At 32.3% G+C, this 16599-nt stretch carries 11 protein-coding genes; all 11 read right to left on the bottom strand.

The annotated features are described in order from the left end of the window. The 11 genes from C1Y58_RS22550 to C1Y58_RS22500 all read right to left on the bottom strand — a co-directional run bounded on the left by C1Y58_RS22550 (position 1) and on the right by C1Y58_RS22500 (position 16573). Positions 1–1287 carry a sensor histidine kinase gene (locus tag C1Y58_RS22550; protein ID WP_105619075.1) on the bottom strand — a complete coding sequence of 429 codons (1287 nt, stop codon included), beginning with the start codon at positions 1285–1287 and terminating at the stop codon, positions 1–3. After that, the gene (locus C1Y58_RS22545; RefSeq protein ID WP_105619073.1) at positions 1284–1967 is read right to left on the bottom strand and encodes a response regulator transcription factor; all 684 of its coding nucleotides are present in this window, start codon (positions 1965–1967) and stop codon (positions 1284–1286) included. The genes C1Y58_RS22550 and C1Y58_RS22545 overlap by 4 nt, the downstream gene beginning before the upstream one ends. Before the next feature lie 13 nt (positions 1968–1980). Further along, on the bottom strand, positions 1981–2745 hold the full coding sequence (locus C1Y58_RS22540) for an ABC transporter ATP-binding protein (RefSeq protein ID WP_105619071.1): 765 nt from the start codon (positions 2743–2745) through the stop codon (positions 1981–1983). Positions 2746–2757: 12 nt separating this feature from the next. Beyond that, a complete protein-coding gene (locus C1Y58_RS22535) occupies positions 2758–5085 on the bottom strand; it encodes an ABC transporter permease (RefSeq protein ID WP_105619069.1) in 2328 nt (775 codons plus the stop codon). A gap of 174 nt (positions 5086–5259) precedes the next feature. Then, positions 5260–8865: a DUF5704 domain-containing protein gene (locus tag C1Y58_RS22530; protein ID WP_105619067.1), complete on the bottom strand. Its 3606-nt coding sequence runs from the start codon at positions 8863–8865 to the stop codon at positions 5260–5262. 4 nt (positions 8866–8869) lie between these two features. Next, positions 8870–10087, bottom strand: coding sequence for an S-layer homology domain-containing protein (locus C1Y58_RS22525; RefSeq protein ID WP_105619065.1), 1218 nt, complete (start codon positions 10085–10087; stop codon positions 8870–8872). A gap of 50 nt (positions 10088–10137) precedes the next feature. Then, on the bottom strand, positions 10138–10878 hold the full coding sequence (locus C1Y58_RS22520; RefSeq protein WP_105619063.1) for a hypothetical protein: 741 nt from the start codon (positions 10876–10878) through the stop codon (positions 10138–10140). Positions 10879–10907: 29 nt separating this feature from the next. Then, the gene (locus C1Y58_RS22515; protein WP_105619061.1) at positions 10908–11816 is read right to left on the bottom strand and encodes a DUF6382 domain-containing protein; all 909 of its coding nucleotides are present in this window, start codon (positions 11814–11816) and stop codon (positions 10908–10910) included. Between the two features lie 63 nt (positions 11817–11879). Beyond that, a complete protein-coding gene (locus C1Y58_RS22510; protein ID WP_105619060.1) occupies positions 11880–12380 on the bottom strand; it encodes a prepilin peptidase in 501 nt (166 codons plus the stop codon). Next, positions 12380–13516 carry a TadE family protein gene (locus tag C1Y58_RS22505; RefSeq protein ID WP_105619059.1) on the bottom strand — a complete coding sequence of 379 codons (1137 nt, stop codon included), beginning with the start codon at positions 13514–13516 and terminating at the stop codon, positions 12380–12382. The genes C1Y58_RS22510 and C1Y58_RS22505 overlap by 1 nt, the downstream gene beginning before the upstream one ends. A 12-nt stretch (positions 13517–13528) precedes the next feature. Further along, positions 13529–16573, bottom strand: coding sequence for a DUF5702 domain-containing protein (locus tag C1Y58_RS22500; protein ID WP_105619057.1), 3045 nt, complete (start codon positions 16571–16573; stop codon positions 13529–13531). Positions 16574–16599: the final 26 nt, after the last annotated feature.

The raw sequence follows: 16599 nt of genomic DNA, 5'->3' as shown, positions 1-16599 counted from the left end.
TCATCCAGCTTGCTTTATAACAATGACAAAACTAACACCCTCATCAGTGTTTTTAGCAAATATATCACCATTCATTTTCTTCATAATCTGCTTTGATATATAGAGTCCTAACCCATGCCCTGGTTTGTCACTCACATTCGATCCTCTATAGTAACTGGTAAATATATGTTTGATTTCAGTTTCAGGTATGAAACTTCCAGTATTACTAATTGAAATTAGCTCATAACTCTCTTCTGTATCATAACTTACAGATAAAGATTGCATATCACCATATTTTAAAGCATTTTCTATAATATTATCAAAAACTTCTAACAAACGATCTAAATCAACTGCTAACAAGCGATTACTACCCATCTCAGGTTCAACATATTTCATATGAAGTAAATCAATTTTTTGATGTATGATACGGTCCAATTCTTTATGTATATCCAACAAATATGTATCTTTTGTCCGAATCACTATCTCATCTATAATTTGTAATGATGACTCCAATATGTCCTTAGTCAATCTTTCAATGATATTTGTCTTTTCTAAGATAACATCTAAAGCTTGATTCTTTTCATCATAACTGTCATACACACCTTCTTTTAATGCTATGGTATAATTTTTAATTGATGATAATGGTGTTTTAATATCATGTGATAATCCGGCTACCAATGTTTTTCTCTGTTTTTCTAGTTCAGCATTTTTATCTTTCTCATAATTTAACTGTTCTCTAAGCATATCTAAACTCCAAATAAAGTCTTTAACGTAACCATTTTTATATTGAAGATTAATTTCACCTATATAACCTGTTGCCATTTGCTTTGTGATTTTTGATAATCTTTCCATTGGTTTTATCATATTTCTATCAAATAAAAATATATTAACCATAATATAAATATAGGCTAAAGTTATGATAGTACTTAGCAGCATAACTTGATTACGTGTATTGTCAATATCAGATTTCAAATCATATCGAACAATAAAACTAGTATTTTCGATAGGCATAAAAACTACGAAATCTTTATACGCATTATCTACCTGAAAAAAAGCCTTTATTTGATCATCTAAATCTAAATTTACATCAATAATATCAATTGTGTCTATTGTAAATAGTACTTCATCTAATAAATTATTTATGATTGCCTTGTTTTGCTTCAGGTCAGTTGATAGCCTAGCTTGTATCCTATTTACACTTATTTTATAAGCTTTTTCAGTTTCTCGCTGGTTACCAAAAATGGCCAATAGTATAGCAGCTAAAATCAACAACCAAACTACTGTTGTAACAATAATTTTTCTTTTCATACCATCCCCTCAAATCTATATCCAACACCCCATACCGTAACGATTGATTTCGGTTCTTTAGGATTTACTTCTATTTTCTCTCTTAATTTATTAACATGAACTGTAAGAGTCGATATTTCACTATAACTTTCCACACCCCACACTCTATTAAAAAGCTTTTCTTTATGCATAGCACGACCTTTGTTCTCAACTAGTATTTTAAGAAGTTCATATTCCTTAATTGTTAGAGGAATCATTTCCTCTTTTAGATAAACCTGCCTTGCAACAGTATCAATAAGCAAATTACCGTCAACTAATTTATCCTTATCCACCGTTAATTCATAAGACCTTCTGAGTCCAGATTTTACACGCACAAATAATTCTTTCACTGAGTATGGCTTTTCAATATAATCATCCGCTCCCAGTTCAATTCCAAGTATTCTTGCATCCTCACCTGTTTTTGCACTAATAATAATAATTGGTATATTGGATTTTTTTCTAACGGTTTCACATATGGTTAAACCATCCACACCAGGTAACATAATATCAAGAATTAATAATTTCACAGGATTTAACAATAAATAATCCAAAGCTTCTTTCCCATTATGAATAACCTTCACTGAGAAACCTTCTTTAGCGAAATAGTCTTTCGTCACCGTAGCCAATTCTTTTTCATCTTCTACTAATAGTATAGATTCCATAATGTACCCCCTATTACCACCCCATGGCTAATAACCATTGTGATAATTTAGATTCTCTATTTTTACTATCATCCATATTTTTATTAAATTTCCCCAAATTATATTCCCCTTCTATTTTACCATCTATCATATATAAAACACGCTCTGTTTTTGATGCTACCTTTACATCATGGGTAACGATCATGATTGTAGTCCCTTCATCATTAATATCCTTAAAAATTTCCATTATCTCATTAGCTGATTTAGAATTAAGGGCACCAGTAGGTTCATCGCCAAAAATAATTTTAGGGTTATTAATTAGAGCTCTGCATATGGTAGCCCTTTGTAACTGCCCACCTGAAGCTTGTGTTATGTCATTATCCACTAACTCAATAATACCTGTTCGTTTCATAAGTTCAATGGCTTGCTTATTCACATCTTTACGCTTTCTATCTTTAGCCATATAAGCTGATAAAATAATATTATCTATAATTCCAAGATTTTTCAATAAATTAGTTTGTTGAAAAACAAAACCCATCTTTTTCAGACGAAGATTAGATAAATCTTTTTCAGATAAGTTTTCAAGTTGATGACCATCAAATATAACATTACCAGCTGTCATTTTATCCATACCACTCACATTATATAGTAAGGTAGATTTACCCGAACCTGAAGGTCCCATAACTGCGATAAATTCACCTTCTTTAACTTTCAGATTTACATTTTTAAGTACATGAAGCTGTCTTTTATTAACAATATATGTTTTGCATAAATTTTTTACTTTTAATATATCATTCACGCTATTCCCTCCTTATTCTGCATTGATATCAGAGATATTAAATTCTTTAATTGCAACTATGCTAACTAACGTGGTAAATGTCACAATGATCATTAGCACCACTGGACTGATAATATAAGCTTCTAATGGATTGACAACAAGTTCAATATTTGAAGCACCTCTTGTTGATAACACAATACCAAGTATACCTTTCCCTACTGTATTAGAAATGATCGTACCAACAATAATACCAGAATTTAATATTACAAGTGCTCTGGTAATATACTGTATCTTTATATCTTTAAGTCTAAGACCAATACTTCTCATAATGGCTATTTGAGATAAATCTTTAGCAATGAGCATTTTTAAAAATAGTGATGTAATTAATATAGACACTACTATGGCTATGACTACCCCAAGCATCGTCAAAAATTTAAGCTGATTTATGATGTTGCCAAAAGTTTCGTGAAAATAACCTTCTAAATCAGTTATTTTGGCTTCAGGATAAATATCCTCATATTCATCAATTTTCTCTGAAACATTTGAAGTTACTTCCATATTAACTATATACCATAATGCCGCTTCATGGTTTGGTTCCATATTAGCTTTAGCCGTCTTACCACCATTTGTTATGTCTTGATAAATGCCACTTATAATCATTGTTCTATGGTTTTCACCAACTAACACTTCAACAAAATCGCCAACTTCTTTATGTAACTCCTTAGCATTTAAATAGGATAAAGCAATTTCATTATCTAGAATGGGAGCTACACCGCTTATATAATCAATTGGAAATACCGTAAAATCACCTGTTTCAATAGAAATACTTTCCTCATAACCTTCGTTATTGATGATTTCATACTTACTAGTTACACTAGGAGCATACTTTACAATATCTTGATCTTCTTTGATGTAATCAACTATTTGATTAAAAAGTTGGACATTTTGATTAGACAGACGTAGATATATATCACTTCTTCCCATCCCCATATACTTCACCAAATCTGGCGACTGTATGGTATTATAAAAATTCAGAGGTATAATCATGATAAATGTACATACCACAAAAACAAAGAATAGCAAGGCATATAATCTCAACCTTAAAAATACATCTCTAATTCCTATAAAAACATTTGGATTGATCAGTCGTCGTTTATATAAAGCCAATGCTTTTGTACTTCTATAGGTTTCACCGGTATTGCCCATTCTCATAGCTTCAATGGCTGAAATCTTATTAAATCGTTTTAGAATAATTCCACAGAATGCTACCACTATAATAAAGATGCTACATACAACAACTAAAGGTAACATCTTTTCTATATTACCTTTTGGAGCTACTCCAAAGTATAATCTAATATTTCTTGAAAATAGCTGATTTAAAAAGATAGATACTATGAAACCAACGAAGGTAGCAGTTGAAGCTAAAAAAACATATTTTGATAGGTAGATCCTCTTAATAGCTTTTGGTAAAATACCAATCGCTTTCATCACACCTATCTCTTTAAAATCTTCTTCAATCGTAGCAAGAATTGTAAACCTCAAGCATAGTAAAGCAATAAGACTAAGTAAAAAGCTAATAAATATAATTACAGCGGCTACTAACCCATCAGTTAAACTGTTCAATGCCACAAATAGTTCATAGTCTACAGCCATTCCTTTTTGTGGTAATCCTGAGCTACTGTACGCATTCCTAAAAGAAGGTATTTCATTCAGATCATAGAGTTGAAATCCAATAATATACTCAATTTCACCGAATTCTTCCTTTATATCAATAAAGTCATCATTACTAACTACAAATCTTTTTGAACTAACCATTGATGGATTCATTTGAACATCTCTTACAAAATCAGTTATGGTAAAAGCTAGTGTTTGTTTTTTATCTTTAATGAATATCGGATCACCTATCTCTAATCCATTCTTTTGCATATAAAAGATAGGCACTGCAATTTCACCGTTTTCAACCTCAATCTTTTCATTGTTTAAATTAAGTAAATAATCAAAGGATTCGTTTTGTTTAACAAACCCCATTTCCATCACAGTATCTGCTTCCGATTCCTCATTATTATTTAAATAGATCTTAGAACCTTCAATGTTAATCATTTCACTTGTTTGCTGCTGTTTAATCGATATATTACTAAAAGACCAATCATTAATAGCTACCTGATCAAACTCCCCTGTATGATATTGAACAAAATGTGGTGCATTGGAAGCTTCAAATAAATAATCGAGGGAATTACCTAAATCAATCAACATATTTGAACCACTTGCCATCAAAAGTGCTGATAAAGTGATAAATATAAAAACAGCTGCTGTTATAACCTTGTTTCTTACAATATCTTTTTTTAAGATCTTTATTATCATTTTCTCACCTCTACTTCTCCTGTTAATATAACTATAGCATAGTAAATATTAAGAAATCCTAAAGTTATTGATTTTTTTTCATATTCTGTTCGATAACTAATACATTAACAAAAGCGACCATCCTATTCATGACAGTCGCAAATCTCAATCTCTTTTTTTATTTTTTATTTACTTTTAATGTGTGCCTCCAACTTTGTAATCATCAATGGCACTTTCATCTCCGTAATAGAGCATGATATCTCCTAGTTCAAAGTGTAAATTCACCCCTGTGCTATCGGTTTTTACCTGTATATAACCTTCTATATCCCACATGTTACATCTTTCAGCTTGATCACCATAATCTAATAGTATGTCTTCAATAGCCTTATCTTTGAATGTATTGATATCGAAATGAATAATGAGATAGCCATCCTTTAGCCAAAAACTCTCATAACCATCTAAGCCATTATTAGTACGACTATACTCCACTACATCTGTCCCTTCAGGTGAAATATATAGATTAGCAGGTAAACCATACTGCCCATAGTATTTTTGAACAGACCTACTAACTTGATCCTGATCTACATCAGTAGGTAAACCACTTATATTACCAACAAAAGTTTTAACAGGTTTTGATAGAATGATTTCATAATAATGCCCTATATAAGCTTGGTAGTTTTTAAATTCTTCCTTCTCCATCCCATGTAGTTGACTTGTATGGTTCAATTCTTCATCTGGTACACTTCGATATGGATCACCAAGAGAAATAAAAATCTTATTGTCTACTCCTTCATCTCTCTCACTTCCAATTTGAACAAAATAGACTTGTTCATCACCTATTTTCTCTGAGTACCACAAATCAACTTTTTGCTTATTGTTACCCTGTGTATCTACAAAGAAAAAAGTAGGCTTGATGCAAATACCATCGTAATCACCGTCATAGTTACCCATTGTTTCTAACTCAAAATTGAACTTATAACCTGTTTTCATAGGTCCGATGGTATCATATGAAGGATGACTCCCTTTTACCAAAGGTATAGTATACTGTTCTGCACGGTCCTTAGATCTACCATCTTCATCTAGTATACCTGAGTAATAATAAGTCCCAGTATGTCGGACAGTATCTTCGTCTTCTCTAAAAACAAGTTGCCAATCAGGATAATCATTGATATCTGTTATTTTGAATCCATAAAGCCTACCTATAACTCTAACGGGGACTGTTCTTGTAGCTACATAATGATCACGATCTAAATTCGCATATTCTTCTTCCTTCTCATAATCTTCAAGTTCAGCATTGATTGCAATTGTTCTAAACTTAACGTTGTAATCACCTTCATCCACCCAACTTGGTAAGTAGATGGGTATTTCATCTTTTGTCATATCTAAAGAATACCACGTATTGGCTGGAACAAAATCGCCATCTCTATCAAAGCCGATATAAATATCAAAAGGAAATAGAACCTGTTTATCAGCTGTATACTTCGTATAATCTCTATCGCCATAACCTTTTATAGCTAAGTGATTACCTTGAGGAATGAACTTAATACTATTGGCTCGTCCTAAAATCATTGCTGCTCGTTCATTCACAGGATTAATTTGTTGATCGAAGGCTTGATCATTATAAAGGCTAACTTGTTCTTTATGACAAACCACCGGCGTGTGTACTGTCACATCATTAATATCTTCAATGACTAATACCCTTGTTTCTGGAACTGCTATATTTTCTTCATGAAGTTTTGTATATGTAATAGATGCTGTACTCGTATAAACGCCATTTTTCTTTAGAGGATTAATCGTTAAATCTTTTTCGTAAAATACTGCATCCGATGTAACTGGACTTTTAGGTATGTTTTGATAGGAAGGTCCATGAACAGTATAATAATTATCATCCATTATTATATCAGTATTAAATATAACTCTATCGTTTCTGACTTGTATTTCCCCCACATAGTCTTCAGCTTTCGTAGACCAATTCTCATTTGGAGGTGAGCTGCCATTATAAGTTATTCTACTAAGAGTTAATTCACTAACTATAGGCTCTATGATATGGTCATTTATATCATTACTATGCCATGTATCCACCGAAGGTGGTTGATAATTTTCTGGTAATAGCGTTATTTGTCCATCTGGCAATACCTCATTAGATACATCACTTTGCAGAAGTCCATATAATGAAAGGTAATCAATTTCATAGTATGAGTAATTTCTCGTGACAGTATAGGTCTTACTTACTGTTTGAGTATCAGATAAATTTACTGTATATGTCTCCGTATCTTTATGTCCTGGGCAGGTATCCTTGACTCCATCATCATCACTGTCTTCACATGGTTTTATATGGTAGTCTGTTACAGAACGCGTACGTGTTTCTGACCAACTTAAATCGTAGGTACGTTTCACCGTAATATCATAAGACTTTGTACCACTTCGTTGTATAAATTGATACTCACATATGTATTCATCACCAAAAGTATTCACATAGATATCTTCAGATGACGGTATTGCCTGTGTTGTATCAAATTGTTCCAACCCTCGATCATCAGCTTGAATTATACCCGTTGTTGTATACTTTACAGGCTGACGGGTATAAACACCCACGATTTTCTTCACTTCATTATCATTGATAATTGTATGACTTAATATTGACTCCGTTGACTGATTTACTTTTCCATCATCTTCATAAACCACATAGCTTTCTTTAAAGTCATATGTAGCTATTTCATTCTCAAAAGTATAGTTAATAACTCCATTTTCACTGTCTACACTACTTTGTTTAATTAAATCCCCTTCCTCAGTAATATACTCTACGGGTATCCCAGTATTATCAATGATCTTATAGTAAACGGCTAGAGGAAAAACGAATTGGTAGCCAATAGAACCTCCAGATACAAAAGTTCCATCACCAATTTGAATGGTATCAGCTGCAACAGGTTCCGAATGAGTAGATTTATATGTATAACCATCATCTTCGTATAACTGAGTGTAGAGTTGTGGATTAGTTTCCCCATCGATGGAGTCGGCTTCATTGATGTCTATCATGCCATTAGGACCATCTGTGTAAATAGCATCATAAGGAACACGTTTGTTATCATAATATCTTGAGTTTAATAGTATATCGTGCGTTCCTTTAGCCATACCCATATGAGTCCCAGTATGACTATAAATCGAGTATGCATTAATTCCGTATCCCTCTTTTGGATAATTTAAACCTATAACATTTACACCTAGATCACCGAAGTTATCAAATTCATTATAGTTATATTTTGGAATAAAATAGATTGTTACAATCCCTTCATCATTAATACTGTACCGTGGATTAATAGATGAGTCATTCGTATCACTAAGCATCATAATATTTTCTAGAGGTATCAGCGTTTCTTCCTCAACTTTTGCTTTACTAGAAAATTGATTAAAAAAGGAATGGTCATTATTCACTTTTAAATAAAGCTTAAGCTCCTTATCAGGATTTGAAAGAGCATCTACTAATAATTCAGATTGAAATCCACTATCAACATAACAATTTAGCATATTGTCATCTTTAAACATTTCTTTACTCAACTTTTTGGGATCTCTTAAGATTGTCATAAAATCAATATGTTTTAACATTGCTTCATCACCCAAGTTCCAACTACCATCTGAATAGCGCCAAAACCAAACTCCTGGAGTTGTCTCTCCTAAAAGCTTAGCATCTTTAGGAATATCTTCATTCTCTATATCATATTTGGATCTATCACTTGCTTTACACATCATGGGAAATGCCATTATTATCAAGCTAATTATTAGGAGTTTAAAAATAAACCTCATAGTATTATTCCTCCCAAATAATCATTCTTTGCCAGTCTAACAGAATAGCAACATCAATATTTCCATTATAATAATCCTGATAGTAGCATTCATTTTTTATTCCCTCTAACTCTGTAGAGGTAATAAAGTATTCTGAATAATAACTCATCCTTACAATACCTGCATTTATATCATTTTTATTGGTTACTGAAAAATCTGCAAAAATATATAACATATCTTCAAATATAACAGTTGATTCAATATCAAAATTTTCTCCTTCATAGAAAGCTAGTTGGTTTGACTTTGATTTATTATTAGAAGAATCAGAAAGTATTTTAATTGAAGTTCCACCTGTTTCTTTATTAAATACTTTTATCGACCCACTCCACTCAGCATTCTCTGGCAATTCTGGCACATAACCCTTTACACATATATAACCATCATCATTCAAGTAGAAGTACAAGTTATCATAGAGGACTTTGGCAAACTCACCGACGGTTTCCATCCCTAAAATGGTACCTGCTTCATTTTCTATATAATCATCTTTCGTTACCGTTATTCCTTCTACAACCTGTACCTCATTCGTACTATCTATCTCTACTGGTTGCCTTAAATCTTCATAGAATATTCGGGCAATGACAGAAGTTGCTTCAGCTCTTGTTAGAACGTTTTGGGGTCTAAATGTACTATTTGAATAACCCGTTAATATCCCTGTTCCATAGCAATAAAGCACACTTTGTCTATGTTCTGAATCAATACTTTGATAGTCATTGATGCTGGTTATATACTTCTCTGTAGATACTGGACTATAATTGTTTTGATCCTTTAAGAAAGCTACTGCAATTGAAGCCATTTCTTCTCTTGTTATATCATTATCTATGGTACTGCTGTTTTTGTCATCTATAAGCCCTTTATCTTCTGCAATTTTCGCGTAATTATAATACCAGGGTTGTCCTGTCTCAAATGGTTGGACACCGATAACTGGTTTTAGTAAGGCTGTTATATATTCAGCAGTGGTTAATTGATCGTTTGGCTTAAAATATCTTTGCTTATTCTCTATAACGCCATCAATGGAACCATCATCTACAAGTTGTACCAGGTATTTATTATACCACTCACCTTTGTTGACATCTCTAAATATCTCATGTACATCTTTCCCCTCACGTTCACTAAAAGGTATAGCTGCTGTAACAACTGTTGACATTATTAGAATAATAGATATGATGCATAGAAACTTTTTCATTTTTAACCTCCATCGCTTTTTTATATAAGGTTACTGAATTAGCAGTTATATTATTTATATAAGTTATCCATAACTAAATCAAAAATATCCAAGGTGTCTAAATTCACTGGAGTCGTCATGTCCATATCTGATAAGTCTACATCAACTTCTTCTAGATGACTTTCAATAATTATATGGTTATCACCATCTAGTTTAATTGTATTGATGATTTTTTGTATCCCCATGTATGGTACATAGTAAATATCAATAGAACCAGAGTATTCTCCTACTGAATAACTACTGGTAATAACTCTTGCCCAACACTTAAAATTCCTTTCCCCTTTTATTACTTCCAACTCGTCAAACTTGATCTTTTCTTGAAATACTAATTGATCACTGACTTCTTCAACATAAGAAAAATTTAAACTTTCATCCATATCTAGCTTATAGGTTTGATTAAATATACTAGGTTTCATCCATAGAGTTTGATTATTTAAAAGCACTTTAACCTCCATTAACTCTTCCTTTTTAAGATCACTAGAAAATTTGATTAAAGCATAACCACTTTGATTTTCAGGATCAAGATAAGTCTCAAGTTCTATGGCATATTGTTCTGTTAATAATTGCATCCAAGTATCTTGTTCTAGAGGGTTCTCCATTTTAATAACTGATTTCATCCCCCAGTCTTGTTCAAAAAATTCATTTGTAATAGTCGCAGTCAATATATTGACAGGGATAGCATAGGGTCCAATCAATACTATGAACGCTAGTAACCATAAACTTATTAACCAGAACAATCTCCTTTTATTCAATGCTAATCATCCTTTTCTTTGCAAATCATCTACGAGACGCCTTCTGTCTCTGTGAAACAAATATAGTACTCACCTTTTTCTTTATATACAACTAAACCTTCTCCATTTTCGTTGACAAGTACTTCTTTATTACTTATTCTAGTTTCAACTTGCTTTTTATATCTATGATAGAAAAGAAGATCTATAGCTCCAAAGATAATCATGATGGCCATGATTTGAGTAATATCTACTCCTCCTAATAAACCTAAATTCATAGAGAAAATTACTAGGCAGATTATTAGTACTTGAATTAATACAATAATCATCGCTATTCGTTTCTTTCCATCATCTTCAATTGCTACTTCTACATCTTTTTTCAAAGCTGGAATTGCTCTCTGTTGCTTGTTATATTTACCTTGTAATAGGAATTTCAACTGCTTTATTGTAGTGTATTGATCTAGTTGCTCTTCTATGCGAAAGCTCAAGTCCAAAAGATCATCACTTTTAGGCAGTTGATTCAAAAAACTGATCAATCTACTCAGCGGATTATCAACTAATCTTTCATCTTTAATAGGTAAAAAAATAAGATAGGGTTTCTGCGTTTCCTCATGTATAAACACATATTGTGGGTCAAAAACATATTGATGATGTGGTAATAGATAATGTTCTCCTCTTAATAAAATGTCTACAATATCTAGAAGTAAATTAACATATTGCTTTTTATTGATTGCTTTATTTTCAAAATAAGTCTCTATGGATTGTAACCCAGTTCTATCAAAATAAAGGGTATGTAAATTGTTATTCTCTAGCTTCTCTATGGCACATATATAAGATAAATCATTATTTAACAACATATGCAGCTGATATTGGAGGATATGCTCTTCTTTAAGATCTTTTATAACCATATAATGTTTATCATTATGAGATAATTTTTCTAATGAATAATCAATACTCAACATAGTCACCACTTTTCACAATTATTATTATTTGTGTAGAAAAGCACTTTGTTTTACACTCTTCTCTTAGATTAGAGTTAATATTATAAAGCCACCTAACATAAAAGGGATAAATGGGATTTTAGCCTTTCGATTAACTTTTCCCATGATCAATAAGAGAATACTTAATAACCCTGAGCATAAAAGTGAAACCATTAAAAGGGTTAATCCATTCTGCCATCCCAGAATAAGCATACTTATACCTATAACCCACACATCTCCCAATCCGATCCCTCCATGAGTTAAAAGATGAACAATATATAGTATAATGACTGTTATGAGAGTAATTATAATGGTCCAGATTAATGAAACACTCGGGTTAAAAGGTAATAAAATCACCGAGAAAATACCAAAACAAATAATAAGATCAAGTGGTATCAATTTATTTCTTAAATCATCTATGGTTAATAGGAGTAGCATCGAATATAAAGTGACGTAAGAATAAGTCAACATATTAAATCCATAATAATAAACAATTACTATGATGTAGATAAGTGACAATATCAGTAGGCTTGTTTTCTTCATCATTATTTCCCTCCATAAAATTCCTCACAATTACATTGTTCATAATCATCCTTGACTTCTTCAAAGGTTTTAGCTATTACATCAGGAATGATAAAGGTACATGTTAATGCGTGATAAGTGTTTTTTGTTACCAAAACGTCATCACCATGTTCAATAAGATGCCCACATCTCTTACTTTTAGAATAGCCTTGATCTTTGGCTTCCTCTTCACTCTTGATGGAATAAGTAATATTTAACCTGGGACAATCCGCTAGATGATACTTAGTACCTGTTTTAAAAATATAAACAATGGTATCGTCAGAGAGCTCTTCATCTTCAACATTCCCCGCCCGGCTCTCATTATTTATTCCTGCTTTCACCAAGTCATCTCTACCAACACCAGTCCACCCTCTTGTCTTAACAGTATTAGTTAATTGAACACTGTCTAAAACTTTCATAAATGAAGGTAAATTCACCTCATACTGTACAACTAGAAGAATCAGATCATCAGTGCCAGCCTCACTATAAAACAACTTGGATTCAGTAAAATTCATACCTTTCAAACCATCTTTAATACCATACTTGATTAGTTCTTCATTAATAAGATAGGATTTGAAAATGTTTTTTATAATTACATCGCTTAAAATAGCTTTCGTATAAAGATATCCTTGATTTAATGCACTCTTGAATAGATTATTATGTGTCATCTCTTCTGCATAATTGATAATACTCTGAGAATAGTCACTTATATTCTCCATCCAAGCATAAATCTCATCTTTCAAGGAACTTATTTGATCCCAAATAGAAGCAGGTTCTGTGTAATTAACTTCCTCTTTCTGTAATTCCTGAATAGCACTTTCTAACTGCCCTATTAAAATATTTGACTTATGAATAAGACTTTCCGACGTATCCATATAGTCAAAACTGTCTTCAAAATAATCATCCATGGATTTTTGAACGTCCAATAATTCACTAGTATCATATACATAACCATAGGCCGCTATATCCTCTGCAGTTTCTGTTAAAGCAGATTGTACCATATCATGTAGAAAGATAAGCTTCATCACCATGATGAGCGTAAAAATTGAAAGTATAAATAACGGCATTATAATAGCAGCTTCAACAGTTAATGATCCCTTATTATACCGACTTATACTCATACCATCCCCTCACTAATAGGTACTTTCACATCTAGCCTCGTATTTAACGCCATCTCCAATTCGATTCTCTTCTTTAACATATAGATTTAGAAACCTGGAAAATAATAATGGCTTCGTTACAACAGAATCTACTTGTATTGTTGTGGTATAATTGCTTAATCGAAAGTCCTCATTGTAGTCCTCTATAATACTTAACTGAATTAAATCCGCTGTCCTATACATCTTTATATCATCAGGCTGAATGAGAAGTAATAACCGTAAGTAATCTACATAGGCAAACCGAATACTTGGAACCTTAGAAGGTTTTTCTCCAAATGTATCATCTAAAGGTACATCTTTGACATAAGCCGTTAGTTCCTCATCCCATTTTTGCATTGTTCCTTCTATTACATCTGTAGCTTGATACTTGATATCTTCTTGTAATTGATTCGTAAGATTACCCAATACTTCTTTACCTGATTCAATCAGTTTTTCCCGATAATCATTTATGATATCCATACTTTTATCCAATGTATAGTCGACTACCTGATCAAGGACATCATAACCATACTCCTTGATCATTTCTTCTTTTTCAAGTACAGCCTCTTGTAAGGTTACCACCAGATCATCATATAAATGGGGGTAAGAAGGTATTTCTTTACCTAGTATGATAGCTTCCGCTGTACCATAGATGACACGGTTAACCTCTTCATCCATCTGGTCAATACTTACTTTAACAACATCCGTCATACGATTAGCCGAGTCTTCTAAGAAAGCTTCTATATTATCTGAAGTTATTTGACTCAAATCCTCCATCATATCTGACCCCGTTTCCAAAATCTTATCCCCCATTTCATCAATGGTGTTAGTCACTAATTCAATGGCTTCTTCTGATAACTTATCTATACCAAAGCTTATCATTCCATCTAAGCTTAACACCCAATCGGATTCAAGTTTATAAAAGGCTACTTCTTCCCCTTTTATTAACCTGCTAATATCCACAAAACTTTCAGCAATGGCCCATATTCCCATTAGCACAGCCTGAACAATAATGGTACCAACTCCTGCTGACCACCACCCTGCTATGCTATTAGCTAAAAATTTAATAGCTGCTTTTTTTTCTGTACAATTGAAGATATGCAAAAAGTTCATAGCACTTCTAATTAACACTATCTCAGCTTCAACAATTTTGGCATTTTTGAAATCATTAAACTGTCCACCAATAACGTACTCTACCTGGTACTGCATATATTGGCTGTCATTCTCTATCTTTTCACTTTCAACAACGTCATTAAAAACCTCTAAAATGTACTCGTTTATATAAATTTCATATAACAGTTCTTCTGTTACCTCTCCCAAATCAAAGCGAGATAGTTGATTAAAAAAACTGTCTTTAAAAGCACCATCATCATCTATAGTTAATTCAGAGCTGCCATCATCTTGCTTTTTATTTTGTGAAATAATAGATGGCATTTCTTCGTAAAGCCCATTCTCATCTGTAAGAAGATTGTCTTGTCTACTCTTTAAAAATTCATGATCCTTGGATTTTTGAAGTTGATTATTCATATGCTCCTTTGGATCCATTGCATCCGGTTGCAAATCACCAAATTCAAATTGGATATCGGACGAGTAGTTAAGACTCACATTATTACATTCAATTTTCAATGCATTAAAATAGGTATTTGCCTCATTCATAGTTATAAAATCATTTGATTGAGCAGCAGTTTCTGCTGCACCTAATAGAAAATCTTGTAAGTTTTCATGTTTCTTTAATTCATTATTCAATAAAGTAATACAATCTTTATTTCTATCAAAGATATCTCCCATTCTCTTTATAGAGGATTTATTCGACATATCAAGGTCCTCATGAGGACTATAAATTTTATTCTCAATATCTTTCAATCCCTTGTTTATACTTTCTATCGTTTTCAAATCGTATTTCTCTTGATTAATCGTAATATCCTCGTTAATCGTTAGAATACCTTCATTTATATCGCTGCTTTTCTTCTCTATATTATCAATAACTTTTATAGATTTCTGAGTTAGAGATAGGATTTCATCAAAGGTAACCTTATAGGATTGATGTCGTTCTTCTATATATGATAATAAGTCATTATAGTTTTCCATACCTTCTTTCCCATAATGATCAATGAGTCTGTTCTCTATTTCTCCAATTTTTAAAGAATAGTCTTCTATTAAGCCGTTAAAATCATCCATGGTATCTGATGTTTCTTGATTATCTGACTCCTGCACATCAGAAGATACCTCCTTGGTCATACTGTCATTTTCTAATTGATCAATTCCCTCTTCTATCTTGTCAATCTTTATTTCATATTCCTTTATTGTATAGATGCCTTCTAATATAGTTGGTAAACTATCTATGTATGATTCTACTTCCTCTAACACCAGTAGTTGCGCATTTAATTGATTGGTTATGTATTGATCGGGAATGTCGGTTGTATAATACTCAGACGGTACAATAAGCATCTTTATAAAATAGTCTTCAACTTTGTTCTTTGGTTTAAAACCTTCAACATACTGTATAAGCTTTTCATATTCATGATTCAGCTCAATAATTGGTTCATCTACTTCTCTAGCTTTCACTTTCATTAGATGCCCCGTTGCTGCTACTTTACCAATAGATTCTACTTTTATAATAAAAGGTTCAATGGCTGATAGTGGCCCTCGATATTTCATGTACTCTAAAATTTGAGCTTCTAATATCTCCTGCTGAATCAGCATATCCTTATGGACCACAGATGTTTCCAAAACATCATAATGATAAAGTTGCCACTCCTCTTTTCTGTCTACGTATTCGTAAGGATTAAGTGAGCTAACTATATAATCTTTAGCTTTCTTATCATTAGCTATATGTTGATTAACTCCGAAGAGGCCATACTCTTCCATGAGAGGTACATAATATTCTCCTAATAAAGAATAAGAAGCAGAGCTTACAGCTCGATTAGCTTGGACGTGCCCCATATAGATTAAAGTGCTATCAATTAATGTTAATCCAATTAGAATTAAGCATAAGAATACTGAACTTAATAGAACTGTAATCGATCCTCTCTGCTCCATATAATCCCTCACAATAACTTCTCATT

The organism is Vallitalea okinawensis (assembly GCF_002964605.1).
Lineage (GTDB): Bacteria > Bacillota > Clostridia > Lachnospirales > PQDH01 > Vallitalea_A > Vallitalea_A okinawensis.
Note: the sequence above shows the minus strand (reverse complement) of the source record. Positions and strands in the feature narration are given on the sequence as shown.